The sequence below is a fragment of the Gemmatimonas sp. genome (assembly GCF_046594945.1).
Taxonomy (GTDB): Bacteria; Gemmatimonadota; Gemmatimonadetes; order Gemmatimonadales; family Gemmatimonadaceae; genus Gemmatimonas.
This window is the reverse complement of record NZ_JBKJRB010000115.1, coordinates 1-25,028: the sequence shown is the minus strand read 5'-3', so window position 1 is coordinate 25,028 and position 25,028 is coordinate 1. Positions and strand designations below refer to the sequence as shown.

22 protein-coding genes and 1 pseudogene are annotated in these 25,028 nt (G+C 64.5%); 10 read left to right on the top strand and 13 right to left on the bottom strand.

The window, feature by feature from the left end; translation table 11 throughout:
* The first annotated feature begins 194 nt into the window (after positions 1-194).
* Complete coding sequence (locus ACLL97_RS14055) at positions 195-1,751, top strand: GAF domain-containing protein (RefSeq protein ID WP_411281103.1); 1,557 nt, start codon at positions 195-197, stop codon at positions 1,749-1,751.
* A gap of 2 nt (positions 1,752-1,753) precedes the next feature.
* Entirely contained in the window at positions 1,754-3,169 is a 1,416-nt protein-coding gene (locus ACLL97_RS14050; protein ID WP_411281102.1) for a HEAT repeat domain-containing protein, read from the top strand.
* A gap of 40 nt (positions 3,170-3,209) precedes the next feature.
* Here the strand turns inward: ACLL97_RS14050 and ACLL97_RS14045 are convergent, their stop codons facing one another.
* Both ACLL97_RS14045 and ACLL97_RS14040 read right to left on the bottom strand, forming a co-directional pair.
* Positions 3,210-5,453: a tetratricopeptide repeat protein gene (locus ACLL97_RS14045; protein ID WP_411281101.1), complete on the bottom strand. Its 2,244-nt coding sequence runs from the start codon at positions 5,451-5,453 to the stop codon at positions 3,210-3,212.
* A 19-nt stretch (positions 5,454-5,472) separates the two neighbouring features.
* A complete protein-coding gene (locus ACLL97_RS14040; protein ID WP_411281100.1) occupies positions 5,473-5,925 on the bottom strand; it encodes a hypothetical protein in 453 nt (150 codons plus the stop codon).
* A 330-nt stretch (positions 5,926-6,255) separates the two neighbouring features.
* On the opposite strand from ACLL97_RS14040, the gene ACLL97_RS14035 reads away from it, so the two are divergent.
* A complete protein-coding gene (locus ACLL97_RS14035; RefSeq protein ID WP_411281099.1) occupies positions 6,256-7,680 on the top strand; it encodes a cation:proton antiporter in 1,425 nt (474 codons plus the stop codon).
* The gene (locus tag ACLL97_RS14030; RefSeq protein WP_411281098.1) at positions 7,670-7,873 is read left to right on the top strand and encodes a hypothetical protein; all 204 of its coding nucleotides are present in this window, start codon (positions 7,670-7,672) and stop codon (positions 7,871-7,873) included. The genes ACLL97_RS14035 and ACLL97_RS14030 overlap by 11 nt, the downstream gene beginning before the upstream one ends.
* 546 nt (positions 7,874-8,419) lie before the next feature.
* On the opposite strand, the gene ACLL97_RS14025 is transcribed toward ACLL97_RS14030, so the two are convergent.
* The 9 genes from ACLL97_RS14025 to ACLL97_RS13985 form a co-directional block, all read right to left on the bottom strand.
* The gene (locus ACLL97_RS14025) at positions 8,420-8,803 is read right to left on the bottom strand and encodes an amino acid permease (RefSeq protein ID WP_411281097.1); all 384 of its coding nucleotides are present in this window, start codon (positions 8,801-8,803) and stop codon (positions 8,420-8,422) included.
* 5 nt (positions 8,804-8,808) lie between these two features.
* Positions 8,809-9,135 carry a hypothetical protein gene (locus tag ACLL97_RS14020; RefSeq protein WP_411281096.1) on the bottom strand — a complete coding sequence of 109 codons (327 nt, stop codon included), beginning with the start codon at positions 9,133-9,135 and terminating at the stop codon, positions 8,809-8,811.
* Positions 9,136-9,229: 94 nt separating this feature from the next.
* Positions 9,230-11,998: a TonB-dependent receptor gene (locus ACLL97_RS14015; protein WP_411281095.1), complete on the bottom strand. Its 2,769-nt coding sequence runs from the start codon at positions 11,996-11,998 to the stop codon at positions 9,230-9,232.
* Positions 11,995-14,745: a TonB-dependent receptor gene (locus ACLL97_RS14010; protein ID WP_411281094.1), complete on the bottom strand. Its 2,751-nt coding sequence runs from the start codon at positions 14,743-14,745 to the stop codon at positions 11,995-11,997. Before ACLL97_RS14010 ends, ACLL97_RS14015 begins: the two co-directional genes overlap by 4 nt.
* A 425-nt stretch (positions 14,746-15,170) precedes the next feature.
* A complete protein-coding gene (locus tag ACLL97_RS14005) occupies positions 15,171-15,410 on the bottom strand; it encodes a hypothetical protein (protein ID WP_411281093.1) in 240 nt (79 codons plus the stop codon).
* Positions 15,411-15,480: 70 nt separating this feature from the next.
* The gene (locus ACLL97_RS14000; protein ID WP_411281092.1) at positions 15,481-15,714 is read right to left on the bottom strand and encodes a hypothetical protein; all 234 of its coding nucleotides are present in this window, start codon (positions 15,712-15,714) and stop codon (positions 15,481-15,483) included.
* Positions 15,715-15,741: 27 nt separating this feature from the next.
* Positions 15,742-15,936: a hypothetical protein gene (locus ACLL97_RS13995; protein WP_411281091.1), complete on the bottom strand. Its 195-nt coding sequence runs from the start codon at positions 15,934-15,936 to the stop codon at positions 15,742-15,744.
* Positions 15,937-16,154: 218 nt separating this feature from the next.
* A complete protein-coding gene (locus ACLL97_RS13990) occupies positions 16,155-16,787 on the bottom strand; it encodes an HAD-IA family hydrolase (protein WP_411281090.1) in 633 nt (210 codons plus the stop codon).
* A complete protein-coding gene (locus ACLL97_RS13985; protein ID WP_411281089.1) occupies positions 16,784-17,062 on the bottom strand; it encodes a hypothetical protein in 279 nt (92 codons plus the stop codon). The genes ACLL97_RS13990 and ACLL97_RS13985 overlap by 4 nt, the downstream gene beginning before the upstream one ends.
* Positions 17,063-17,645: 583 nt before the next feature.
* Here ACLL97_RS13985 and ACLL97_RS13980 point away from each other — a divergent pair.
* The 5 genes and pseudogenes from ACLL97_RS13980 to ACLL97_RS13960 all read left to right on the top strand — a co-directional run bounded on the left by ACLL97_RS13980 (position 17,646) and on the right by ACLL97_RS13960 (position 22,175).
* The gene (locus ACLL97_RS13980; RefSeq protein ID WP_411281088.1) at positions 17,646-20,666 is read left to right on the top strand and encodes a tetratricopeptide repeat protein; all 3,021 of its coding nucleotides are present in this window, start codon (positions 17,646-17,648) and stop codon (positions 20,664-20,666) included.
* A gap of 5 nt (positions 20,667-20,671) precedes the next feature.
* Entirely contained in the window at positions 20,672-20,920 is a 249-nt protein-coding gene (locus tag ACLL97_RS13975; RefSeq protein ID WP_411281087.1) for a hypothetical protein, read from the top strand.
* A gap of 183 nt (positions 20,921-21,103) precedes the next feature.
* Positions 21,104-21,685, top strand: a complete 582-nt coding sequence (locus ACLL97_RS13970; protein WP_411281086.1) for a hypothetical protein — start codon at positions 21,104-21,106, stop codon at positions 21,683-21,685.
* Positions 21,673-21,837, top strand: a pseudogene (locus ACLL97_RS13965) (serine hydrolase); the annotation flags it as partial. The gene ACLL97_RS13970 and the pseudogene ACLL97_RS13965, both read left to right, overlap by 13 nt.
* Before the next feature lie 50 nt (positions 21,838-21,887).
* On the top strand, positions 21,888-22,175 hold the full coding sequence (locus ACLL97_RS13960) for a serine hydrolase (RefSeq protein ID WP_411281125.1): 288 nt from the start codon (positions 21,888-21,890) through the stop codon (positions 22,173-22,175).
* Positions 22,176-23,310: 1,135 nt separating this feature from the next.
* Here ACLL97_RS13960 and ACLL97_RS13955 read toward each other — a convergent pair.
* Positions 23,311-23,973 carry a hypothetical protein gene (locus tag ACLL97_RS13955; protein ID WP_411281085.1) on the bottom strand — a complete coding sequence of 221 codons (663 nt, stop codon included), beginning with the start codon at positions 23,971-23,973 and terminating at the stop codon, positions 23,311-23,313.
* 343 nt (positions 23,974-24,316) lie between these two features.
* Between ACLL97_RS13955 and ACLL97_RS13950 the strand changes: the two genes are divergently transcribed.
* Positions 24,317-24,571, top strand: a complete 255-nt coding sequence (locus ACLL97_RS13950; protein WP_411281128.1) for a hypothetical protein — start codon at positions 24,317-24,319, stop codon at positions 24,569-24,571.
* Here the strand turns inward: ACLL97_RS13950 and ACLL97_RS13945 are convergent.
* Positions 24,465-24,776 carry a type II toxin-antitoxin system RelE/ParE family toxin gene (locus ACLL97_RS13945; protein WP_411281084.1) on the bottom strand — a complete coding sequence of 104 codons (312 nt, stop codon included), beginning with the start codon at positions 24,774-24,776 and terminating at the stop codon, positions 24,465-24,467. The genes ACLL97_RS13950 and ACLL97_RS13945 overlap by 107 nt on opposite strands.
* Between the last annotated feature and the right edge of the window lie 252 nt (positions 24,777-25,028).

The window sequence follows — 25,028 nt, the reverse complement described above, 5'->3', positions numbered from 1 at the left end:
CGCCAGCCCACATGCCGCGGCGCATGTCAGAGCCGTCCGAATCGCACCTTTGAAACGAGTATCGGTGCCGGCGCGGCGATCTGAAGTTCAGGTGTTTGCCGCCCTCGGGCATGTTACGCGCCACAGATCGTCCGAGTCTTCAGTTGCCTGCCGCGAGAGCAGACCGACTTCCACCAGGGTCCGTCCAAGATTCCATGTCCCCAATTCCATCGTACTGGCGGTCCACGGCGGATCCCGAAGCCCATCGTGTCCTCCGCGACGGCGCGCGGCTGGCGGCGCTGCGGGCCACGAAGCTGCTTCACGGGGGCCGCGACGAAGTGCTCGACGGTTTGGCGCGCGTGGTCTGCACGATGCTGGGCGTTCCCGTCGCGGCCGTGTCGCTGGTGGACGACCGAGGACAGTCCTTCGCGGGATTGAATGGCCTCGACGGATGGGCCGGAATCGCTCGTGGCACGCCGCTTTCGCATTCGTTCTGCCAGCATGTCGTGATCGCTGACGAGCCGCTCGTCATCGAAGATGCGCGGCTGGACCAGCGGGTGCGTCACAATCCCGCCATCACGGATCTCGGTGTCGTGGCCTACGCCGGCGTACCGCTCATCACCCGTGAGGGCGAGACGCTGGGCGCACTCTGCGCAATCGGCACGGAGCCTCGCCCGTGGCTCGAGTCCGAGCTGCAGACGTTGCGCGACCTCGCCACGGCGGCCGTGGCGCAGCTGCAGCTTCGGGCGGCACTCGACGAACTCACGACATCGCACGAAACAATGCGCGTCGAACGGGAGCGATGGTCACGTGATCACGCGCAACCAAGCGCTGTCGATGCACTGACTGGGCTTTCCAGCCGGTCGGGTTTCGAACACGCCGTACGGCGTGCGATTCGTACGCCGGCCGGCCAGCCGAACGGCTATGTATTGCATTCGCTGCAGCTCGACGGCGATGATGTCGCCGTGATGACCGTCGCGGCGGCGATCGTGCAGGCAGCTGAACCGGAGGCCGTCTGCGCGCGCGTGTCGGCCAACGCGTTTGCCGTGCTGGAGCCGTTTCACGGTCACCCGGCGGCGCTGTCGCTCGTGGACCGGGTGACCCGTGTGCTCGAAGGCAGCGGTGGGCCTCCGTGCACGGTGCGCTATGGGCGCACAACCGTCGCGGGAAACGCGACCGACTCCGCGGGCGTGCTCCTGCGCACCGCCGATCGCGAACGCGACCTCGCGTCGTGGGTTACGCTCTCGACCACCCGGGCGCTTTTGACCCATCCTGCATGCGCAGTCCAAGATCGTCGAGTACTGATTCTCGACGATTATCCGTCGTTGCTGCAGTGGGCACGCGTGTCGCTGGAAGCGCATGGATGGACCGTGTACACCGCGGTGGAGACCGATGAGGCACTCGCGTTGGCGGCGCAGCTACGAGACGCCAAGACGCCGATCGACGTGGTGCTCTACGACGAATCGCTGTCGAGCATGGATTGCGATTCCATCGGGTTGTTGCTCCGTTTCGATGATGCATCCCTGCCCGTGATGAGCTTGCGCAGTGGCGCAACAGCCGATACGCCTTGGTCCATGTCCGGAACATCGTTCGACACGACATTGCGCAAGCCATTGACGCCGGACGCGCTGCGATCGGCGCTCGATCACGCGATTAGTCACGCGATTAGTCACGCGATTAGTCACGCGATTGAGCACGCGATTGAGCACGCGATTGAGCACGCGATTGAGCACGTTCCACCGACAGCGGTCGAATGCACGGAAGGGAGGTGAACGTGTCGGACGAGGATCCGGCACCGACGCTCGCGTTGGTGCCACCAGCCGCGGTGCGCGTGGAGCCGCTGCCCAGTGCTCCGTTCTCTCAAGTGCTGTCGCAGTTGCTCGATCAATTGAGTAACGGAACGCCAACGCGAGAGATTGGGAGGAGTGTCGCGCGGGCGCAGGTACTGGCCAGCGGCGGCGCTGTGCTCATGGTGTGCGAAGAGGATCAGCTGCTGGTCAACGATGACCCTGTACCGACTGATACCGCGCAGACACTCCGTCGCATGATGTCCGTTCATCGCGTGCGCTCGCTGTACGTCGGTCGCGATGTGGCGGAGCGTGATATCCTGCAACTGGCCGCGCTGCTGAATGGGCCTCCGCGGGCCGACGGTCCTTCGTTTGCCGACCTTTGGACGCGTTTGGGCGTCTGGCGCATCACGGTCCAGTTTTTCACTCCTCGTGCCGATGTCGTTGCACTGAACACGTGTGCATCCGACGGTGGCGACATCGCGGCGCAGTTGACCGCAGCGATCGCGGCCGACGACCCGCGCGGTGCCTTTTCAGCATTGCGGGCGGTCTTCGACAGCGAGCGCCGCGCGACCGACCCCACGAGTGCCACTCAGGAGAGCCGATTCGACGCGCTCGCCTCGATAGACGCGCTTCGTGTGGTGGTGCGACTCATTCCGATGGGCGAGCCGGCAACAGCGGTTGGAGATCCGCTCCGCGATCTGCTGGCGCGCGCGGGCGAGCTCGCGGTCCAGGCGCTCTTCGCACAACTATCGGCGGCGCCGACCGCCGGCGAGCGACGCGCCGTCTTTGACGTCATCGTTGCCGTCGGTGTGCGGTCAGCACAGTTCGTGACCAGCCTGCGTCATCCGCAATGGTACGTTGTGCGCAACGCGGCGGCGCTGCTTGGCGCGCTACGGGTTACTGATGCGACGGAAGCGCTGGTGCAGACGCTCATGCATTCTGATAGTCGCGTGCGCATGGCGGTCGTCGACGCCTTGGGTTGTCTCGGGACCGAGTTGGCCCAGCAAGCACTGCTGCTGGCCCTGAGCGACGCCACATCGGAGGTGCGCCGTACTGCGTTGCATGCGCTGGAACATTGTGAAGCACGCATTCCGGCAACCATCCTCGTCGCAGCGCTCGACCGCGAGAATAAGCCGGAGGTGCAGATGGATCTCATCTGCGCGATGTACGCGAGCACCGAGAAGGAGACGCATCAGGGACTCGTTCGGTTCTGCGCCCGTACGTTGGCGCATGGGGGCCCGGTCGACCCGGCGATCGCGGCGCTCGAAGTGCTCGCCCGACATCGTCCGACCTCGCTCGGCACGTTCCTCAAGCATCTTGAAGATCTCGACGATGAGCGCGTACGCGCCCACGTCGAACGCCTACGCGGGCTGGCGCTGCAGTCGCTCTCGGCCGCTTAACGCGTCGTTTCGTGAACGCTACTTGAGCGCTACGTGAACGCTACTTGAGCGCCACCGCCCGCTGTTCCAGCTGGGCCGCCAACACGGCCCGGTTCGTGGCCCGCAGCAGCAGCGCGTAGTCCCGCAGCGTCTCCCCGAGATCCGCCGAACCCTTGCCAATTTCCCGGATGGCCAACGCACGGGTGTACAAGGGCTCCGCTTCCGCTTCGCGTTTGCTGTCACGCAGCACGCCGGCCAGCCCATTCAACGACACCGCAATGGACGCGTGCTCCGGCGCGTACAATCGCTCCTTGGCTGCGAGTGCCTGCCGGAACAGCGGTTCCGCCGCCGCGTACCGTTTGAGTTTCCAAAGGACTTCGGCCTGATTGTTCATCACACTCACGGTCAGTGGATGCTCCACGCCATACGCCTTTTCCATAATGAGACGGGCACGCTCGTAGTACACGGCGGCTTCTTCGTATTTGCCGTCGGAGTAATAGTTCGCGCCGATGTTGTTGAGCGTGCTTCCCACGTCCGGGTGGTCGCTGCCCAGTGTTCGCTCCTGACGGGCCAAGGTGGTGCGCCAGAGTGAGTCGGCCTCGGCGTTGCGCTGCTGTGCGCGATACACGGCGGCCAGCCCGCGCATATCGCGCAGCGTCCGCGCGTCGTCGGGAGTGCGGACGTCGGCGTCGATGTCGAGGACACGACGATACAACAACTCCGCCTCGGCCAACCTCGATTGCCGCCAGCGCAGTGCCGCCAGCATGGACAACGTGGAGGCCACGTCCTTGTGCGACCGTCCGTAGGCGCGTTCGCGAATAGCAAGCGCGCGCACCAGGTACCTGTCGGCGGCGTCCAGATCGCCAAAATCTCGCGTCAGTTCGCCCAGCGAGGTGAGCGTCTCGCCAACCAGCACATCGTCCTTGCCCAACATCCGTTCGCGTGTGCGCAACACGTCTTCGAGCAGGGCTCGCGCTTCCGGATACCGGCCCAGCGCCGTCTGCACCGTACCCATGGTTTGCATGAGTCGCGATTGGAGCAGCGGCTGCGACGCGAGGTCGGTGGTAACACGGCGTATGCCCTGATCGAGAATCGCCTGCGCCGTGACACTGCCACGACGTGATACCGTGGGGTCGGACTGGCGGAACAGGTCCACCATGAAATCGGCCACCTGCTTGGCCGATTCCGCTTCCCGCGCCGCTAGCTGTTCGGCCCGGCGCGCACGGACAAAGCCTATCGTGGCCGCCACCGAACTCGCTGTTACCAGCACGGTGGCCACGCCTACCACGATCACCCCGACCTTGTGCCGACGGATGAACTTGCCCATACGGTAGCGCGTGCTCGCAGGGCGCGCCGACACCGGCTCGTGGCTCAGATAGCGCCGGATGTCCGCAGCAAGTCCGTTCGCCGTTTCGTAGCGATGCGACCGGTCGGGGTGCATCGCCTTCATCACGATCCAGTCGAGATCCCCGCGTAGTTCCGCCTGCAGGTGACGCCAGTCGGTACGACGGCGATGCGCGATGGTCTCGCTCCGCGCGACGGCGCTCGACAGTCCGACACTGGGCGTGGGCGGACTGGTGTCTCCGCTCGAGAGCCGCGCCAGAAACTCGTAGTACCCGACCACCGCTGGGTCGACCGGAAGATGCCCCACGAGCAATTCATACAGCATCACACCAAGCGAGTAGATGTCGGCCCGCGTGTCCACGTCAATCGCGGTGCTGCTGGCTTGCTCGGGACTCATGTAGGCCACGGTGCCCATGGCAAAGCCGGCCAGCGTCTTGGCCAGCTGCTCCGACTGCGGTGGCCCAAGCACTTTCGAGATGCCGAAGTCGATGATCTTCGGCTGTGGATGTCCCTCTTCGTCGGTAACCAGAATGTTGGACGGCTTGAGGTCGCGATGAATCACACCCTTCTGGTGGGCGTGCTGCACTGCTTCGCAGATGCCGATGAACAGTTGCAGGCGATCGCGCACGCTGAGCCGACGCGTGTCACAGTACTCCGTGAGCGGCAACCCGCGCACGAGCTCCATGGCAAAGTACGGCTGACCCGTTTCGGTGCTCCCGGCCTGCAGCACCCGTGCAATGCCGGGATGATTCATTACCGCCAACGCGCGCCGCTCCGCATCGAAGCGCGCCAGCAGATCGCGCGCCTCGTCAAGACCCGCGCGGATCAGCTTGAGCGCGACTCGACGCCGGACCGGTTCCGTTTCCTCGGCTTCATACACGACCCCCATACCGCCTTCACCAAGCAGCTGGATGATGTCGTACGGGCCAATGCGTGTGGGATGGTCCCGCGTCGCGCTCATCAACTCTGGCTGAAGGACGTCAATTCACGATGATGTCGGGGTCGATCACGACCGTCTGTTGATTCGGTGCCAGGCCGCAAACGATGCGGATATTGTAGCGGTACGTTTCACTCTTGCCCCCCGGTCCGCCGGCATTGGGCCGCACCTTCTTGTTCGCACCAGCAACCGTCGGCGTGATCGGGGCGCGATCCGTGAACGGCCACGGCGCGTTGGCGTTCTTGGGTTCGATCGTGACGATCGCATCCGTTGCCGGATCCCCACCCGTTTCGAGAATCCAGTCGATGCTCCCGTCCCGATCGACGTCAACGGCCCATTGGTCCACCTTGACGTTGACCACACCGAGGCTGACGCACTTGGCCTCGACACGCACTTTGTTGTTCGACTTGGCCGCCACCTTCGGAGTGCCACCGCACGCCGACAGCACGAGCAGCGAGGCCATACCCAGCATCGTCCACTTTGAATTCGTGTGCACACGCACCTCCGAGGCTTCGGGGAAAATCTCGCGACTACTCCTACTGCGCTACGATCGACGCCGAGAGTCCATCATTCGACGATCACATCCTGGATAGCTTGGAGAGCCGCGTTTCCCATCGCAAGTGTGACACGTGGACCAACTCAGCCAGCGCGTGCGAGCTTTCGTTAAACCACCCAGTTCGATGCAGCGTCGCTTACGTCCCGAGCCAGCTTGCCCAGCGTCCCAGCGCCGCTACGTTCCACCTGGCCCCGCTCGCCGCAACCTGTCGATTCGGCATCGTGGCGCCCCATCGAAGGACTTCGCCCCATTCTCCGCCCCACGCCGGACATGCAACCCGCACTCGACTCGGCAGATCGCGCCGGTGCCTCGTCGACGCAGCGCCTCGCCCGATCGGTCGCCGCCTACGCCGTGCTCGTCGGGCTTCCCGCCGCGCTCGTGCTCTTGGTGCTGCACGCCGGGGCGGGGCTGCCGGCGGCGACCGGCGTGGCCGCCCCCGCGGCCGCGTCGGGCAGCTCGGCGTTCGACCTGGGCCGGCTCGTCGCGCAGATCGTGGTCATCGTCGGCGCGGCGCGGCTCCTCGGCGCGCTCGCCCGGCGCGTCGGTCAGCCGCGCGTGGTCGGCGAGATGGCCGCCGGCCTACTGCTCGGCCCTTCGGCGCTCGGGCTCGCGGCACCAGGCGTCGCTCGTGCGCTCTTCCCCCCTGAAAGCCTCGGTTTCGTCAATTCGCTCGCCCAAGTCGGGGTGCTGCTCTTCATGTTCGTAGTCGGGATCGATCTCGATCTCGCCGAGCTGCGCCGGCGGGGACATGCCGCGCTGGTGACCAGCCATGCGAGCATCATCGCGCCCCTGTTGCTCGGGAGCGCCCTCGCCTTACTGCTCTACGGACGCTACGCTCCCGCGGGAGTTCCCTTCGCCTCGTTCGCGCTCTTCATGGGCGCGGCCATGAGCGTCACCGCCTTTCCCGTTCTCGCTCGCATCCTCGAGGAGCGCGGGATGACGGGCTCGCCACTGGGCATCGTGGCGATCGCCTGTGCGGCGATCGATGACGTGACGGCGTGGTGCATTCTCGCCGCCGTCGTACTGGTGGCGCGCGCCGAAGGGGCGGCACCGCTGCTGGCCACCCTCGCGGGGACCGCAGCGTACCTCGTGGTGATGTTCACCGCCGGTCGCGCGTTGCTCGCGCGCCTTGCTGCGCGCGCGGCGCGCGACGAGGCAGGCATTGAGGGGTTCCTCGCGGTCGTGATGCTCCTCGCGCTCGGATCAGCATGGGTGACGGAATGGATCGGCGTGCACGCCCTCTTCGGCGCGTTCCTCGTCGGCGCGCTGCTGCCGAAGTCGTCGCCGGCGGTGGCCGCACTCACTTCCCGGCTCCGCGACCTGATGGTCGTCCTGCTGCTTCCGCTCTTCTTCGCGTTCACAGGACTCCGCACGACGCTGACGCTCATTTCCGGCGCGCAGGCATGGGCGCTGTGCCTGCTCGTGCTACTGGTGGCGGTGGCGGGAAAGCTCGGGGGCTCGGCGCTCGCCGCGCGCGTTTCCGGGATGTCGTGGCGTGACGCCCTCTCCCTCGGCGCGCTGATGAACACCCGCGGGCTCATGGAACTCGTGATCCTCAACGTCGGGCTTGATATCGGCGTGCTCTCCCCGCCGCTCTTCGCGATGATGGTGGTCATGGCGCTCGTCACGACGGCGCTGACGACGCCATTGCTCAATAGCCTGCAGGATGGCCGGAAAATAGCGCATGCTCGGTGAGAACGGCTTCGGCACCTACGTGGCGTACGCGGCGATCGTCCTTTTCCTGCTGCTTCTGATCTTCCTCTTTCTGCGCACGATGATGATGGTGGCGCTGCTCTTGCTCTCGCCGCTGGCGACGGTGCTCCGCAAGGTGCCGGTGCTGAGGTGGCTCGTGCCCGCAAGCGACGGGCAGAAGTCCGAACCCGGCTGAGCACGAACGGCAGTTTCGGATCGGAATGCCCGCGCGGCAGCGCGATCAGGGGCGTCGATCGCACGGGTGGGCTCTCGGAAAGACTCTCCGCGAAGAGTGCAGTGAGGACATTGAAGCCCTCGGCGTCGGCGACGTAGCTGGTGACCTTTTCAGCCCGTTCCAACCGGCTGGCCGGCGGTGCACACCAAGACGCCGACCCGGACCGCCTGCAATTACGGGCCAATGCGTGAAAGGCGTGCGCTCTCACCGACTTCCTCGAGTAACGTCACAGAAACTCCAGGGAAAAGAGAGAAGGGAATGACGCACGTGTGGATGGCTGCCCAACGCTGCGACGTTGGGTCATCGCACGGGCGCCCGCACGGCGCGTTTAGAAACGGCGCCCGTTTGTATCGTGGCTTTTCCTCCCCGACGAACCACGCGATACGCAGGCCAACTGAGCGCCACCAGGGCGATACTGAGCACCAACGGGTACCCCGGAACACGGAACGGTCACACAGCGTCTGGCTGGCGTCGTCGCTTCACGAATAGCGCGGTGAACGCCATCGCCTAGTTCGCGACCATCAAGAACGCGAGGAGTGCCAGAACGGTATCAAACGTGTTCGCGGCGATGAAGCCGAGCGTGAGCGCGGTACCAGCCAGCAGGGCTGGGACCAGCGTGACGCCAGGATGTTCGCGATGGAAAATGGACGGCAGGAGGCCATCGCGGTTCCTGGCAAACGGTATGCGCGAGGCCATCAACTGCAATGCGTTCACCGAAGCAAGCAGGGAAACGACGGTCAGGAGACGCAGGACCGTGTCGCCGGCCGATCCGAACAGGCGCCTAGCCACGCTGGCGGCAACGAACAACTCGCCGGCCATGTCGATCGCGGGTGCGGGTGTCTGGTCCGGGCTCACAAGCATCGCGGCCACCGCCAGCCCGATGAGCGCCAAAGCTTTCAAGAGACTGGTGATGAGCTGGGCCGCATTCCCGATGCGGATACCGTGTCCTCAACGTGGAGTCGAATATGCCTGCCATCGGATTGATCAGCCCCGTCCTCCACTAGCGCGACGCCGATGCGGCCATCGATTTCGCCGGCACTCGAATCCGGCTGCCTGCCACCAGCCGGATTTGAGTGGTCCCATTCGTAGGCGCTGAGCGGCACGTCCCCTTCCAGGCCGGTGCCCGGAAAGGTGGCGCAAAACAGATTGCCCCCGGTGTGTGCCCGCCGACGTCCGCCTCTGGGATCGCCGATCAGCGTGACACCGGAAACTTCGTCGGCCACGATCCGACTTCCTTGAAACCGTACATCCCGTTGCCCACCGGTCGCCAGCAGTAGCAGACGACCGGTGATCGAACCCGAACGCGCAGCGCCGGTGTTACAGCCGGTAGCCAATGCGCGCGTACACGAATCGGCCATTGAAGCCGAACGGCGAGAAGCTCGAGTACGGGAAGATTCCTGAATTCGAGTTGATGGGAATATTCCGATCGGGGTAGATGTTGAACACGTTGTCCAGACCGCCCGTGAGTGTGAAGCGCGTGAACTTGTACGACGTGCTCACGTCACTGATCCAGCGGCCACGGAGCGTCTGATCCGACTGCGCGCTCGTCACGATCGGTACGGGATTCCCCGCCCCGTCCACGATGGCCCCCGGGCGCAGCGTGAACGACCCGAAGTAGGCGTGCTGCACCTCGAAGCTGAGCGCCTTGCGGGCATAGCTGATCGACAGGCGACTGTTGAGTCGTGGCTGCGCCTCCTCCACGCGATTCCGCTCCACGCGGGCAAACAGCTTGGCGTTCAGTGCCGCCAACTGCGGCGGATTGTCCGAGATACGTGTCACGAACGTCCGTCCCCAGTTGGTGCCCCACGTCATCCGCAGCGTCGCTTGGTCGGCCAGCGTGACGCCATAGTTGGCCACGAGGTCCACGCCGTTCGTGCGCGTGTCGATGGCGTTGGTGAAAAAGCGTGCTGACGTCTGTCCGGCGTAGCCCAGTCCAGCCAGCGCCGTCTGCACCTGCGCGCCGAGCAGATTCTCCGAGAACACGACGCGATCCGCGATCGTGATGCGATACGCATCGAGCGTGGCCGAAAAGCTTTTCGTCGGCGTGTAGGCGACGCCGAGCGACAGATTCTGCGAGCGCTCGGGCTTGAGTGCGGTGGCCCCCAATGCCTTGGCGGCCGCGCTGTTCACAGGCAGCGTGATGACCTCCTGCGGCACCGGTGGATTGCCGATGAAGTTCGTGCTGGTCGCTGACAGGTTGCTTTGGGCCAGCGACGGGGCGCGGAAGCCCGTGCTGCCAGCACCACGCACCGACCAGTGGCCTGAGAGTTCGAGGCGCGTGCTGAGCTTTCCGGTCACCGCGCTGCCGAAGTCCGAGAAGCGTTCGGCGCGACCCGCCGCACCCACCAGCCACTTCGTGGTTGGCTTGAGCTCCAGATCGAGGTAGCCCGCGACCGCGGTGCGCGATTCGACCGTCTCATCCGCCGGGCGGAAGCCGGGGAACACCTGCGCCCCCGGCTGTCCGCGCAGCAGCGAGTCCCCCGGCGTGAACAGCGCGCGCCCGTTGTTCTTGAGCACCGCGCCGCCATCGCGCCAGGACGCACTGTCGCCCTGACCAATCCCATACTGCTCCCACCGATGCTCCACGCCCATGGCCACGTTCAGCGGCGATGCTCCTCCAACGTCTACACCGCGAGACACATCCAGATTGCTCGTGACCTGCGCAAAGCGCAGGGTGCCGGAGTAGAAGTTGGTCGGGCTGGCGGCGCCCATGGACGCGTTGTTGCTGTTGGCGACATCGAAGCGCAAGCTGTTGTGGCCGTACACCGAGCTGGCATCCCACTTCCAGCCGCGCGCGTCGCCGCGAGCTCCGACACCCAGCGACCGATCGACGATCCCGGTTCGGATCAACGGGAGAAAACCGTCGGGCCAGAGTGAACGCACGGTACGAGTATCGCCCGGGCGCCGGAAGAATCCCGCCGCCTCACCCTTGCGACGACTGATGCCGCCGAAGCCGTAGAGCGTGACATCGTTCCCCAGCGTGCGACCCGCGTTGAAGAAGCCGATGGCATCCTGTGTGGCCGCGTCGCCCTGTCGGTGGTTCACGCGATTCACGCGGAACGGATCGGCCGCTCGGGCGTTGGCGCCGCGCACGAAGGCGTTGTTCGCCACCGAGATGGAGTCGCCGTACTGCGGGCGCAGATCGGCCAGCGAGCGATTCGTGAACCCGCGGTCGCGGAATTCACCGGCGAAGCTGACGTATCCACTGGTGCCCAACGCAAGGGATTTGGACGCGTCGGCCTGCGTGACTCGGCCGTCGCCCAACGTAGTGGATCCCACGGTGCTCGAGATATCGAACGGCGCGTTGGTCTTGAGCACGATGTTGACCACGCCCGCGATGGCGTCCGATCCGTACTGCGCAGCCGCGCCATCGCGCAACACTTCGATGCGCTCGATGGCGGAGGCGGGGAGCGCGTTCATGTCCACGCCCGCCGATCCGCGACCAATGGAGTTGTTGATGTTGACCAGCGCGCCGTTGTGCCGACGCTTGCCGTTCACGAGCACGAGCACCTGATCGGGACCGAGCCCGCGGAGGGTGAACGGCCGCTGGTGGTCGGTTCCGTCGGCCACGCTGGCGCGCGAGAAGTTCATCGAGGGCACCAGCATCTGCAGGATCTGTCCGACTTCGGTGCGCCCTGTCTGCTTGATCTGCTCCGCCGTGATCACATCGATCGGCACCGGCGCATCCGTCACCGTGCGTTCCCTGCTTCGTGAGCCAATCACGGCCACGGCCTGAAGATTGAGCGCGGACTTGTCCAGCACGAAATCCACCCGTTCGGTGCCGCCATCGGTGACCGTCACCGCCTTGGTGAGCGAGCCGTAACCAATGAGCCGCGCATTGAGCTGCGCCGGTCCGACGCGCAGCACCAGGCGGTACGTACCCGTGGCGCTGGTCAGCGTACCACGGGTTGTGCCCAGGGCCTGTACCGTCGCGCCCGCCACGGGCTTACCCGTACTGACCTCGGTCACGGTGCCGGTTACCGTACCGGTGCCGGTGCCGGTGCCGGTGCTTTGTGCGGCCAGAGTGTGGACGGGAAGCGCGCCGCACAGCGCGACGCCAATGAAGAATCGGCTGAAGTGTCTCATCGCGGGGTATAGGCGAGGCGGAAGTAGGCGAAGCGCCCATTGGCGCCGAACGGTGAGAACGGCGAGTACTGGCGCGACCCGAAATAGTTGTCCGGATTGAGCGTCGAGATCTGATCAGGATAGACGTTGAACAGGTTGTCGGCGCCGACGGTGGCGCGCAGCTTCCCGAAGTCGTATGACGCACTGACATCGCTCACCCACTTCGCACTGAACCGCTGGTCGGCGATGCGACCGGCCGCACTTTCACGGGCGTCCGAGCGCGTAATGAACGACCCGAACTGTGCTTGCTGAAGCTCGAAGGTCCAGGGTCCGCGCAGATACGTGGCGCCCACACGCACGTTCGTGCGAGGCTGCGCCTCGACCAGGCGGGCACGCTCAGTGCGATCGAACAGCTGTTCCGACACGCCGCGCAACTCAGAAGGATTGGGAATGGAATCGTTGAGAATGCTGTTCTCGGTGTAGTTGTAACTCGCCGTCAGTCGCAACGTGCCGCCATCGCTCATCGTGGTGGCGTAGCGCAGCACAACATCCACGCCCCGCGTACGGGTATCGATCGCGTTCGTGAAGAAGCGCGGCCGAACGTCCCCGCCGAAACCGGGGAAGCGACTCAGAATGCTCTGGATCGCGGTGCCGGTGAAGTTCGACGACAGGATGATGCGATCGCGGATATCGATGTTGTAGCCATCGACGGTGGCGGAGAACGATGCGGTGGGCGTGAACACGAAACCACTCGTGTACGAAGTGCTGCGCTCGGCTTCCAACGGCTTGGCCCCCAGGGCACGCGCGACATCGGTGTTCACCGGAATCGTCCGCGCTTCGTTGGGCGTGGGGACCCCGTTGATCACCAACACGTTCGACGCCGACGCCGAGTAGTTGATCTGCGCGAGAGACGGAGCGCGGAAGCCAGTGTTCACGGCACCGCGAATCGCCAACTTATCGGGAACGAGCTGCACGCGGGCCGTCAGCTTGCCGATGGTGGTCCCGCCGAAATCCGAGAAGTTCTCGGCGCGCCCTGCCCCGCCGAGCGTGAGCCACTTCCCGAGCTGTTGCTCCACGTCGACATAGCCGGCGTACGACGTACGCGAGGCGTTCGTGTAGTCCACCGGCCGGAATCCGAAAAACAGCTGGGAACCGGTAATCGCCAAGCGCCCGAGGCTGGGACCGTCGAGAATGCGTTGTCCGCCGTCGCTGTACGAGGCCGCCTCACCTTCGTAGATGTTGTACTGGTCCCGCCGTACTTCAAGGCCGACGCCCAGGTTGGCCGGCTTGGCCAGGCCAAGCGACAGCGCCCGTGACGCATCGAGGTTCGCCGTGATCTGATTCGAGTTGAGCGAGCCGGCGTAGAACGCCTTCTGCGTCGCCAGTCCGTAGGTGGGGTTGAGCGTGTTGGCGAGATTGAAGCGGAAGTAGTTGTTGCCGTTCTCGATGCTCGCGTCCCAGTTGAAACCGGCCGTCGTGCCCTTGAGACCCATCGCCAGCGATGCGTCGAAGCTCGTGCCGATGATCTGAGGGAGGAAGCCGTCGGGATAGACCCCGCGCACGTTGCGGTCGTCACGCGCGCGGCGCGAGAAGCCGAAGGCCGTCGCTTGGCGCAGCATGGTACCGCCAAACACATACGCTTGCATGTTCCCGATCGGCGCACCCGCGTTGAACATCAAACCGCCTTCGGTCGAAGGGGCATCACCAAACCAATTGGTGTTCGTGCGGGCGTAGTTCAGGCGACCCTGGTCGGCCGTCGCGTCACTGACGTACCAGCCCGACGGTTGAAATTCGGCCAGCGACCGGTTGGTGCGCCCGCGGTTGCGGAACTCCCCCGACACGTTGAGGAAACCGTTCGAGCCGAACGTGAACGTGTGTGATCCGTCGGCCTGAAACGTTTCGCCGTCGCCGCCGGAGGTGGCCCCGGTGGTAACGGAGAAGTCGGTACTGGTGCTTCCCGCTCCCTTGAGAATCACGTTCACCACGCCCGCGATGGCGTCAGAGCCATACTGCGCCGCCGCGCCATCGCGCAGCACTTCGATCCGCTCGATGGACGAGGCGGGAATCGCGTTCAGGTCCACACCGGTGGTGCCGCGGCCGATCGAGTTGTTCAACGCCAGCACGGAGCCGGTGTGGCGACGCTTGCCGTTCACGAGCACCAGCGTTTGATCGGGCGTGAGCCCACGAAGCGTGAACGGCCGCTGCATGTCGGTCCCGCCGGCAATGCTCGTGCGAGGAAAGTTGAGCGACGGCACGAGCATTTGGAGGATCTGACTCGTCTCGGTACGGCCTGTCTGCTTCATCTCGGATGCAGAAATCACGTCGATCGGTACCGACGCTTCGGTGACCGTGCGCTCGCTCGTGCGGCGAGTACCGGTAATGGCGAACGCCTGCAACTGCGACGTCGACTTCTCCAGCACAAAGTCGTTGCTGGTGGTACCACCCACGGTGAGCACGATCGGCGCACGCTTGGTGCCGTAGCCGATGTAGCGCACTTGCAGTTCGTAGCCACCCGCTGGAGCCGTGAACCGATAGCTGCCGTCTTCACGCGTCAGGGCGCCGCGTTGCGTACCGACCAACAGAATGCTGGCGCCCTGCAGCGGCTGACCGGTCGCCTGATCGGTCACCTTCCCGGTTACCGTCGCGGTGCTCTGCGCGAGGAGCGGCCAAGACGTGGAGGCGAGCAGGACCAGCAGGGCCGCCGCCGTAAGCGCAGGACCACGACAGCGCGCGGCACCGCGCACGAGTCGTCGGAGGGGAACACGCATAGCAGTACATCTCCGGAATGGTGGGATCGAGCAACCGGTTTCAGCGGGAGGGCGACGGACCGGGTCAAACGCTTCGATAGGCAGGCCCGTCGGGCCACGACAGTGGATATGAGGCCGGCTTCCCGCGGACTCGAGAGGTCAGAACACTGATGGAACGATTCTTAACGGCCGCTTAGTTCCTTGCGGCGTAGTCGGCTGACGGTTCGCCGAGGCCCACCAACACCGCTCAATCAGGCGCGAATAATTCCTGTAGCGGGAACGTGAATCCCGGGAGGCGCTCCTCACCGCTCGGCCTGTCACCGATGGGCAACACGGACACCGGACCGTCCGCGCGGTACCCCACCACCTGCCCGCACGGCGGATCGACGACCCACACCACTACGGTCCCCAGCGACAACCAGCCCACGACCACCGCGCCTGTGCGATCACAACTCCCGAAAGCCGTCGGGCATCGGTCCGGCATACCGCTCACGCGAGAGATACGCGACATCCGGTGCGCGCACGGTGTCGGGTCGGCGCGCGAGGGTGAAACCCGGATCCGCAGTGGCGAGCCGGCCTCGCACTGTCGCCCAGCCGAGCTGGCCACGCACCAGCTCCACGCGCTTCCCGGGAATCTCGTCGCCGATCAGCTGTTCGGCCGTCATACCGTCCGAGGCAGCGACCATCGCGCCTCCGGTGTGTCGAGAGGGTTCGTGTCAGGGGTGCACAGTACGCATCGCTCTCATCGCCCAGTTATCAGTCTGCACTCAAAAGCTTCGTCCGGCGCATGCGCCGAATCCACTCGGTGATCGTGCCGTAGCTCGCCACCGCCCGCGCCAATCGACCGACGTCGTTGACCAGCGCCGTCGGGTCGTAGCGCGCGAAACTCAATCGCAGCGTATGGGCGAACCCGTCGCGGCTGCCGAACCGTAGCCGTGTGAATCGCGTGCACATGAGATCGAGCGCCTGCGATACACCGGCCGACCCCATGAGCTGGGTCGCGTTAAACGACGTGACTTAGCGGTGCCCGAGGTAACGTGCCAGCGGTTCGCGGGATTCCACGTCGCCTTGATCGGCGCCGTACTGCAGCAGGGCCGCATCGCCGCGCGTCAGGCACTGATCGGCCGCGGTCCGCAGCGCATGGATGGGCAGCAACGACAGCAACCACTGTCCGTTGCCGAAGTCGATGACGTCGCGGTGCACGTCGGTCATCGCGTCATGACTATCAGACGAACGTCTGGCATGACGTACCAGAGCAGGCCGTCATTGGCCCGTGCACCGAAGACCACCTCTTCCACGACGACGAACACGTGGCTCATTTCCCCGTTGACGACCCTGTAGCCGACCCGTGACGCCGCATACGCCGCGCGTGCCGGGCCCGCCCATGAGCCGGCGCTTCACCGCGGGTACACGATCGTAGCCGCATGGCGTCAGCGCGCGAGTCCCCACAGATCGCGCGCCTCTCGATAGCCATCGGGTGACGGCATGGTGACCCCCGATGGACGCGACAAGCCGATGCGATTGTGCCAATACACCGGCATGCCCGCGGCGGCGGCCCCCACCACATCGAAGGGCGACCCGGCCACGAAGAGCACGTCGGCCGGAGCCGCGCCTAAGGCCTCGGCGGCCGCTAGGTAGCAGCGCGGATTGGGCTTGTAGAATCCCACCGCCTCGGCCGTGACTACCACGTCGAAGGGCACGCCCACGGCGAGCGCGGCACGCTCCCCTAACGCCTGCGAGCAGTTCGTCACCACGCCCAGTGGGGTGCTCTCGCGGAGCGCTGACAGCACGGCGGATACTTCCGGCCACGGCGCGAGTGTACCCCACTGCGCGGCAAGCGCGTCAGCGATCGTTGACGGCAAGCCAACGTCGCGGGCGGCCGCCGCAACAATGTCGAGATACGGCGCATAGCGCTGCTCGGCGTACGTGCGCCGCAGATACGCCGCGCGCCAGCGCATACCGAGCGCGTCGTCACCAGCCACGGCGTTCCACACCGTCCAGGAGTCGAGCAGTCCGGTCAGGAGGTCGAAGACGATGGCGCGAATCGCAGCGGGAGGGCTCACGGCGCTACTGCTTGACGGTACGAAGTGGTCCACGGCTGGGCGTCGCCCTGGAACGGAAACGCCGAGCTCGTCTTCACAAGGAGATGGCGATCGATCGATGTCTGTGGTGACCGGGTGCGTCGCAACGTAGACACCGGTACACCATCAACCGCGATGTGCGCCATCCGATCGGTGTATCCGACACAGACTGGCGTGAATAGATCGAAGAGGCTGGGTTGCGCCAGCGGACGCGCCACCAACGTGGCCGGTGGCGGCGCGACAGCGTGCGTCGGCACGCCACGAAATGGGCTGACGCAAGGGAGAATCACTTTTGGCACGTCGGGACTTCGCGAGGCTGCATCTCGGCTACCCCCTCGTAGAACGATGTTTCGGCGGCCGGCCGCCGAAACGCATCGACACACCACCGGCGCGTCGGCAAGGCGACCGATGGTACCGCAGGCGATGCGGCATGCGGCGAAGCCCGCCGTGAGGCCCGCGGCACCGGACCGAACCGCCAACGGCCTCTCCGCGGATCGGGGCCGCGCGAGTCGACGGCGTAGGACGCGTGTTGTTCAGGGTGTTGCCGGTGATCCGCGTGATGTCCGTGCCAACCCACAGCAAGGTGGTTCAGCGGCGTTTTGGCCACTTACTCAACTACACCAAACCCCCAAGAACCTTAACCTCGAAAATGCCAGAACGTTGCTCGAACGGATGCAGCGGCGACACGAAGGTCGTGGAAAGCGCGACACCGGCGATGCGCTTGACCGCGGCATGACGGCGGCGAGAGTATTCGGCCCCGCGCCCACGATACTGGCGGCGTGCATGCGACGGCTAAATTAGCACGGATGATCGTCGTCATCGTCCTTCAATCGTCCTGAAATGCCCATCGACATGATTGGTCGCTACCGCATCCTTGGTGTTCTGGGCGAGGGTGGAATGGGCATCGTGTACGAAGCGGAGGACGATCAGCTCCGCCGCAATGTGGCGCTCAAGGTTATTCGCGGTGAGTTCGTGACGCCGGAGCTTGCCCGTCGATTCGCGCTGGAATCCGAAGCGCTCGGGCGGCTGCAGCACCCCGGCATCGCGCAGATCTACGAGGTCGGTACCGACGAGGGCCCAACAGGTCCTCGCTCATATTTTGCGATGGAGCTTATTCGCGGCCTTCCGCTCACGGCGTTCGCCAATACGAATCGCTTGGAATTGGACGAGCGACTCGAACTGTTCGCGCTGATCTGCGATGCGGTGCATCATGCGCACCGGCAGGGCGTTGTACACCGCGATCTCAAGCCGGCCAATATCCTCGTCGACGAAAGCGGCCAACCCAAGATCCTCGACTTCGGCGTCGCACGCCTCACCGACTCGGACATTCCGGGTACGCGTCACACGTCCGTCGGCGAGATGGTGGGTACGCTGCAGTACATGAGCCCCGAACAAGTCGACGCCATTCCATCCAACGTGGATGGGCAGAGTGACGTGTACTCGCTTGGCGTTCTGCTCTATGAATTGATTTCCGGACGGTTGCCGTACAATCTCGAACGCGCGGCGTTGCACGAGGCGGCGCGGGTGATTCTCGTCGACGACCCTGCCCCGCTGAGTTCCATCAATCGGCGACTCCGCGGCGATGTCGAGATCATTGTCGCGAAAGCGCTGGAGAAAGTGAAACAGCGCCGGTACCACTCTGCCGACGCACTGGCGAGTGACATACGACGTTTTCTGCGCGACGAACCCATCATTGCTCGGCCGGCAAGTCCGCTCTATCAACTCCAGAAGTTCGGACGACGAAATCGTGCGCTGGTCAGCAGTGTCGCATTGGGCACGCTCATGCTCGCCGTTGGTGCGACCGTGAGTGCGTGGCAAGCCATTCGCGCCACACGCGCCGAGCAACTGGCCGTGACGCGTCGCGACGAAGCGGACAAATCACGTCAAGCGGCCGAGCGCGAACAGCGCGCGGCGACCGCGGCGCTTCATGTCGCAGATTCGGCGTTGGGTATTGCCGATGCCGCGCGCGCGCAGGCAATACGAGAGCAGGAGGCCGCCATCGCCAGCGCACGGCGCGCCACCGCAGAAGCAGCGAAGTCGCAGGCCGTCACCACCTTCCTCACTGACATGCTGGCCAGTGCGGATCCCGCCACGGCGCAGGGTCAGGATTTGCGCGTACGCGACCTGTTGGACAAAGCGTCGACCGCGTCGCTCCGCGATGAGCAGCTCCGGCAGCCGGAGGTGCGAGCCGCGATCGAAGCCACCATTGGTCGAACCTATTTTCAGTTGGGCGTCTACAACGCCGCGCGTGCGCACGTCGACAGTGCGTATCAGATTCAACGTCGGACCGTTGGGCCTCGTGCTACGGTGGTTGGAGATCTCGCCGCCGATATTGGGCGCATCGCCAGAGCGTCGGGCGACTTGGCAACCGCCGATACCAAGTTGACCGAGGCTCTCACTATTTTTCGCCGAACACGGAAGTCGAACGATGACTTCGTGAGCTCGGCCGTTGGCGAACTGGCCTCGGTGCGGTACGGACAGGCGCGCTTTCCCGACGCCGAGCGGCTGTATCGCGAGGCGCTGGAGCTCGCCACGACCCGCCACGGTCCGGATGATCAACGGGTCGGCGAGCGACTGGTAGCGCTCGGCAACTTGTACGCCTACACCGGTCGACCCAGCGAAGGGCTGCCACTGCTGCAGCGTGCGGCCGTCATTCTCGAGCGTGCGTTGGGGCTCAAGCATCCTCGGGTGATCGAGGCGCTCGTGGGGGTCGCCGATGCGCAGGCGAACACGCCCGACAACGCCGCCGCGGAAGCGACGCTCCGGCGCGCCTTGCCAGCCGCCCGTACCGTGTTTCCCGCGCGCCACCCGACACTGGCAAACGTCATCGGACGCCTCGGTAATGTGATGGCCGAACGTGGTCGAGCCAATGAAGCCGCCGAGCTCGTGTCCGAGGCGCTTGACATGCGCATTGCGTTGCTCGGTGCTGATCATCCCGATGTACAACTCTCGCGTGTGTCGCTGGGTCGGTTGCGATCGCAGCAGGGACGGTTGGACGAAACGGAAACGCTCTATACACAGGCGCTCGCGTCGCGTATCAAGGCGCTTGGCAACAGCAGTCCGGCCGTCGCGGCCAGCTTGGGCGATCTTGGCAACTTGGCAACGTCTCGCGAAAAGTGGACTGAAGCTGAGTCGCGCTACCGGGAGGCGCTGCCCATCTGGCGCGCGTCTGGCATCGAGGATCAAGCGTTGGTGATGGAATCGCGACTTGGATGGGCCATCTTCCGGCAGAACCGGCTCGACGAAGCCGACTCCATTCTTCGCGCGGTCATCAAGAAGTGGACGGCGTTTGCCGGACCGCGGCACTGGGCCGTTGGCGACGCATCCGAAAAGCTGGCGGCGGTCATGCGATCGAAAGGGAATAACGCCGAGTATGTGTCGCTGTCTGATTTGGGGTTGTCGATTCGCCAAGCGGTGTATGGAGAGCGCAGCCTACAGGCAGCGCAACAGTTGCCGAATGTCGCGATGGCGCGTGAGATCCAGGGCGATACCATCGCGGCGATTGCGCGACTCCGTGAGGCGCTGGCCATCCTGCGGCCGTTGCGACCCGCGACTGATGCGTTTGTGCTCAATACCGAATGGCTGCTGGCCGTAGACTTATGTTCCGGCACAGGAGTCGCCGAAGGGGAAGCGCTCGCGCGATCGGCGTCGCGTGCGGTTCCGTTCGACAGCACGCAGCTGCTTGCGCTGCGGCTTCGCGCGGGGGTCGGTTACTGCCTGTTGCGCGCTGGCGATCGGGAATCGGCGCTTCCACTGTTGGAAGACGCGTATCGTGGGATTCAGGCGCTCCCGCCAAGTGTCAGCGGGCGACTCGTCGCCACGGTTGCCGCATGGGTACGTGCGGCGGCGCCGAGCCGTTGACGCGCATGCACTTCGGACCCTACTCGCTCCTCCTGCTAGTCGCCACTGCGAACGGGTTGCTGCTCGCGGCACTGCTGCTGCCGTTCGGTCGCCATGTCGGTTCCGTGTGGCTGGCGGCGCCCACCGCTTCGATCGCGCTCCGTATTACGCCTTACGTGCTCGGGTTCGCAGGTGCGTACGATCTGCACCCCGCTCTCACCTTCGCACCGTTCGACCTCACACTCGCGTGGGGCCGCGGCTCTGGACCTACATAAAGACCCTCGCCACTCGCGCCTTGTCGTCGCAGTTTTGGCGCCATTTTGTGCCCGTGGCACTGCAGCTGCTCTACCAGCTGGTCTGTTTTGCGCTTCCGCCTCAAGCGAAATGGAATGGGTATGGTGGCTCGCACCTCGGCATTGTCGAACCGATTGGAACAATCGCGGTATTGGCGTCCCTGGGTGTCTACAGCGCCGCGCGCGTGGCGCGCCTACGAGCAGTGGCAAGGGTGGCTCGATCAGAATGTCAGCAACCGCGAAGAGACTCGGCTCGATTGGCTTCGGGTGATGCTGATCGGTATCGTGGGCACCGGAGCGCTCGGCCTGGTCATGATGCTGGTCCACCTCTTGACACGGCCGCTCGACGACTTCGCGCGACTGCCAATTGTGGTGACACTGGCCGTGCTCGCGTATGTGACTGGACAGTTGGGATTCCGATACGGTCGTCGCGCGATTGCGATGACGGCGCTTTCGACTGCGAGCGGACTGCCTGATCGCGCACGCTATGCTGCCGAGGCGACTGGGCCGCGGACCCCAGTCAAAAGCTACACGACTCAGGCCGCTGTATGGAAAAACCAAGTAGTCCAGAACGAATGGCATCGTGATCCGTTGCTGACGCTCACCACACTCGCTACGTCCCTCGACACATCACCACGCACCCTTTCACGGACCCTCAACGAGGGACTCGGCCGCTCCTTCAATGAGTTCATAAATGGGCTACGGGTCAGCGTCGCTGGCTTTCCAGCTTTGGCCTGCGCGATCTGAAACGAGGGAGTCGCAACGACTCCAGTATCGTATCTGAGGCTGGCTCAGTTTCGAAGCAGTTCGCCGCCGCGGCCGTGGTGCTGCTCGCTCGCGCGGGTGAGCGCTCACTGGATGACGACATACGGCGCTGGATTCCCGAACTCCCCCACTTTGGTGGCACCACCGTTCGGGAGATTCTGACGCATCAAAGCGGTTGGCGTGACTGGCGCAACTTAGTGGAGATGACGCGCTGGCCGAGTGGCACGGCGGCGTATTCCTTGGACGACGCGCTGACGGTCTTTGCCGTCAGCGCGAACTCAACTTTCCCTCTGGGAGCGAGTTCAGCTATAGCAACACCAACTTCGTACTGGCTGCTATTCTGGTTGAGCGCGTGTCTGGCGAGTCGCTTCGGAGGTTCACGAAGCGCACCAGCTTTGATCCGCTCGGCATGCGTCACACGCACTGGCGTGATTCGCTCAACGAGATCGTCCCGAACCGCGCGCTCGCATGAAGCCCTGACGAGGCCGGTCGATTCAAGCTGGACATGCCGGGCGAGACCGTTGTTGGCCCCAGCGGACGACTCCTTCACCGTGCCCGATCTCATGAAATGGCTGCACAACTTTGACACAGCGCGTGTGGGAGGTGCTGGCTTCACGGTAGACATGAAACGTGCGGGTGTACTCCGCTCGGGACGTGCGACAACGTATGCGATGGGATTGGAGCTGGACACGTTGGCCGGAGAGCGCATGGTGTTTCATGCTGGCTGGACCGGGGATACGTTGCGTGGGCCGGTCGATTGCCGCGCCGACAACTCGCCTTGGGGATTCTGTGCAACGGCAGTGCTGTGAATACTGGAGAACTCGGCCCCGTTCTCATGGCCAGGCTGGCTACGGTGAAGCCGCGCCGATTGCCCTTTGAGCGATTGCCGTAAGCGTGACGGCGGCGTAGAAGGGGTGAGGCACGAGGGCATACGCGCCGGCATCGGGGACCGCGTGCGAGGAGGAGAAGCACCGCGAGCAGCGCTTACGCGGCGCGGATGTCGATCGATCGACGCCGCTTGGTATGGTGCATCTACGCGCCTCCCGGCACAACCAACACGATCGCAAGGCTGCCGAGACCGATCAGGCGAAGCATGTCCGGACGTGCCATGGTGAACATGACAAAATCCACGTTGGCCTACTCCAAGAGAACCCATGCTCCGGTCAGTCGCATGGCGAGGTGGGGAGTTCCCACCTCGCGCATCACCATGCCATTCCCGGTCGCCGGGTTCAGGCGCGCCGTGGTATGGATTGGCGGATTGCGTCGGTTGCCGTCATGGCCGACGATGAAGAAGCAGTTGTTGTCGCTGGCGAAAGCACATCGCAGCCGAATGGCTCGACGTTCATTCTCGGCAGGTTCGCGAGAACGAAACGCGTGACGTCGAACACCGTCGTGTAGAGCGACACCGCGGCAACCGCGGAAGTGCGGCGTCGGTTTTGATGCGCCATCGTAGAACGTCGCGCGTGTGGATCCCTCTGTGGGTGCCCGCACGTACGACGATTGAACCATACCCGAGGGTCGTAACACGACGCGCTGCATGAACGCCTCGAAAGAGTCGAGGCACACCACTCGACACCGTCATCAAACACACGAGCGAGTCATGAGTCCTACTTCATGCGCTTGCCTTTGGGCATCAGCATCTTGGGCGCGTCTTCAGAGAAGGAGTAGGCGCCCTTCGGGCAGCTGACTGCGGGGTTCGTGGGTGAGAAGACGCCGGCCGGATTGTTTTTCCAGAGCCAGACGTGCAGGTCGTAGTGCACCAGACCATCAGGCATGACGGGCTTGTGCCCCGCCATCGGTCCACCGAGTTCCTGGCCAAAGATCTTGGGCACGGTCTTGCCCGCCGCCTCGACGGGCACGAACCACTCGGCGGCGACGAGCTTGAGCCTGTCGCCATCCATCTCATAGATGAGCACCTGCGGCTTCGCCGGATCGAGGTTTGGACCGATCAGCGGGCCATTGAGAAAATGCACCCCCATACCGCCCGCGACGTATTTCATCGACCCTTCGCCGCCGCCCTTCGGATACTCAACGCAGCCAAGCGTCGACAAATAGCCGTCATGAACCGCCGTGATCGGATCCTTGTACTTGTCGAGCGCCGCTCTGACCTTTTGCAATTCGGGCGTCAATGCCGGACCGCTGGCGACAGGTTTCGCAGCGGGCTTAAGCTGCGCCGGCGCGTGCGAAGGCGTGATGACCGCCAAAATCAGGCCTACCGTGAGCAGCGACCCGCGCGCCGCCCCGCATGAGGATGTCTGATGCTGGTGCAAACGTCACTCCGAGTGAGAGAAGCCAAAAACGTGCAGTCGGCTTGTCACGGCGTCAATGCACCAGCCTAAACTCATGAGTCTACGACAAGCCGAACGACGCGTCCTGCTGACGAGCTCCCGGCTCGGCTGACTCGCAGCGCCGCACCGGGGATGTCGGGCCCTGGATTGACGCGACTGCATCCTCCGCGTCGCGCCGGTTTCGGAACCGACCCCACGTTGGAGCCGCCGCGGGACGGTGCAGTACGCTTCGCGATCGTGGCGATGTGCACCCGGATCGCGGAACAGGCGTCGGAGGGAATTGCTCGCGGCGCGCGTCACGAAGTTGGAAGCGACCGCAACCACGATGGTTGGGCGCCGTCGCACCAATAGCACGGCGGACGGGGAGCTGACGGTCGCCATGCAGACGCCGCAGCGCCACGAGCGGCTCGATCGCTTCACGCTGCGTGGCGGCACGAAGGTGCACGGGGAATGGACCCTGCATCGTCTCGTACTCAACATGGAGAACGACATGGAGACGCTGCCCGATGCGGCGTCGCTAGCACCGTCAACGAAATCCTCCGGCAACGAAATTGCCTTTTCCTACGGCCCGTTGGCGTGACGCAAACGCTGTGCTGCCCAGTACGATCACCCTTGAGCTTCTCCAGTCGATTGCCGGGAGGCACTCCAAGTTCAGTCAGCTCGACAGTCGCATCAAGCAACAGGAGCTTGCGGAGCATCACGCTCCGTGGTTCGGCTGCAAATCGCCGCACCGGTTGCCGATCAAACAACCGTTCTGAATCTCTGTCGGCGAAACTGACGATCATAAAGAAGCGTTCGCGCGCGGCGCTATTAGCGTCAAGCGTTACGCACTTGCTACGGCTTGCTAACGAGGTTGTAGGATAAGTCCCGATGGTGCCCATGTGAAAACGGAACTCGATACGCGATGACGGGTGTTGGACGCCGAGAAGGTGTCGCCGTTTCGTCTCGCTGTCGAGAGCCCGCCATGGCCCGCTATAAGGTGCTCGATACCAACCCGCAGTTCCTGAGCGTCGACCTCGCGCGCCAGTTGCTGCCCG

What these genes read in the sequence shown, in the direction of transcription:
- ACLL97_RS14055 (WP_411281103.1), top strand. Translation starts at nt 195, where the DNA reads ATGTCCCCAATTCCATCGTACTGGCGGTCCACGGCGGATCCCGAAGCC.
- ACLL97_RS14045 (WP_411281101.1), bottom strand. Translation starts at nt 5,453, where the DNA reads ATGAGCGCGACGCGGGACCATCCCACACGCATTGGCCCGTACGACATC.
- ACLL97_RS14035 (WP_411281099.1), top strand. Translation starts at nt 6,256, where the DNA reads ATGCAACCCGCACTCGACTCGGCAGATCGCGCCGGTGCCTCGTCGACG.
- ACLL97_RS14030 (WP_411281098.1), top strand. Translation starts at nt 7,670, where the DNA reads ATGCTCGGTGAGAACGGCTTCGGCACCTACGTGGCGTACGCGGCGATC.
- ACLL97_RS14015 (WP_411281095.1), bottom strand. Translation starts at nt 11,998, where the DNA reads ATGAGACACTTCAGCCGATTCTTCATTGGCGTCGCGCTGTGCGGCGCG.
- ACLL97_RS14010 (WP_411281094.1), bottom strand. Translation starts at nt 14,745, where the DNA reads ATGCGTGTTCCCCTCCGACGACTCGTGCGCGGTGCCGCGCGCTGTCGT.
- ACLL97_RS14005 (WP_411281093.1), bottom strand. Translation starts at nt 15,410, where the DNA reads ATGGTCGCTGCCTCGGACGGTATGACGGCCGAACAGCTGATCGGCGAC.
- ACLL97_RS14000 (WP_411281092.1), bottom strand. Translation starts at nt 15,714, where the DNA reads ATGGGGTCGGCCGGTGTATCGCAGGCGCTCGATCTCATGTGCACGCGA.
- ACLL97_RS13995 (WP_411281091.1), bottom strand. Translation starts at nt 15,936, where the DNA reads ATGACCGACGTGCACCGCGACGTCATCGACTTCGGCAACGGACAGTGG.
- ACLL97_RS13980 (WP_411281088.1), top strand. Translation starts at nt 17,646, where the DNA reads ATGCCCATCGACATGATTGGTCGCTACCGCATCCTTGGTGTTCTGGGC.
- ACLL97_RS13975 (WP_411281087.1), top strand. Translation starts at nt 20,672, where the DNA reads ATGCACTTCGGACCCTACTCGCTCCTCCTGCTAGTCGCCACTGCGAAC.
- ACLL97_RS13950 (WP_411281128.1), top strand. Translation starts at nt 24,317, where the DNA reads ATGGTTGGGCGCCGTCGCACCAATAGCACGGCGGACGGGGAGCTGACG.
- ACLL97_RS13945 (WP_411281084.1), bottom strand. Translation starts at nt 24,776, where the DNA reads ATGATCGTCAGTTTCGCCGACAGAGATTCAGAACGGTTGTTTGATCGG.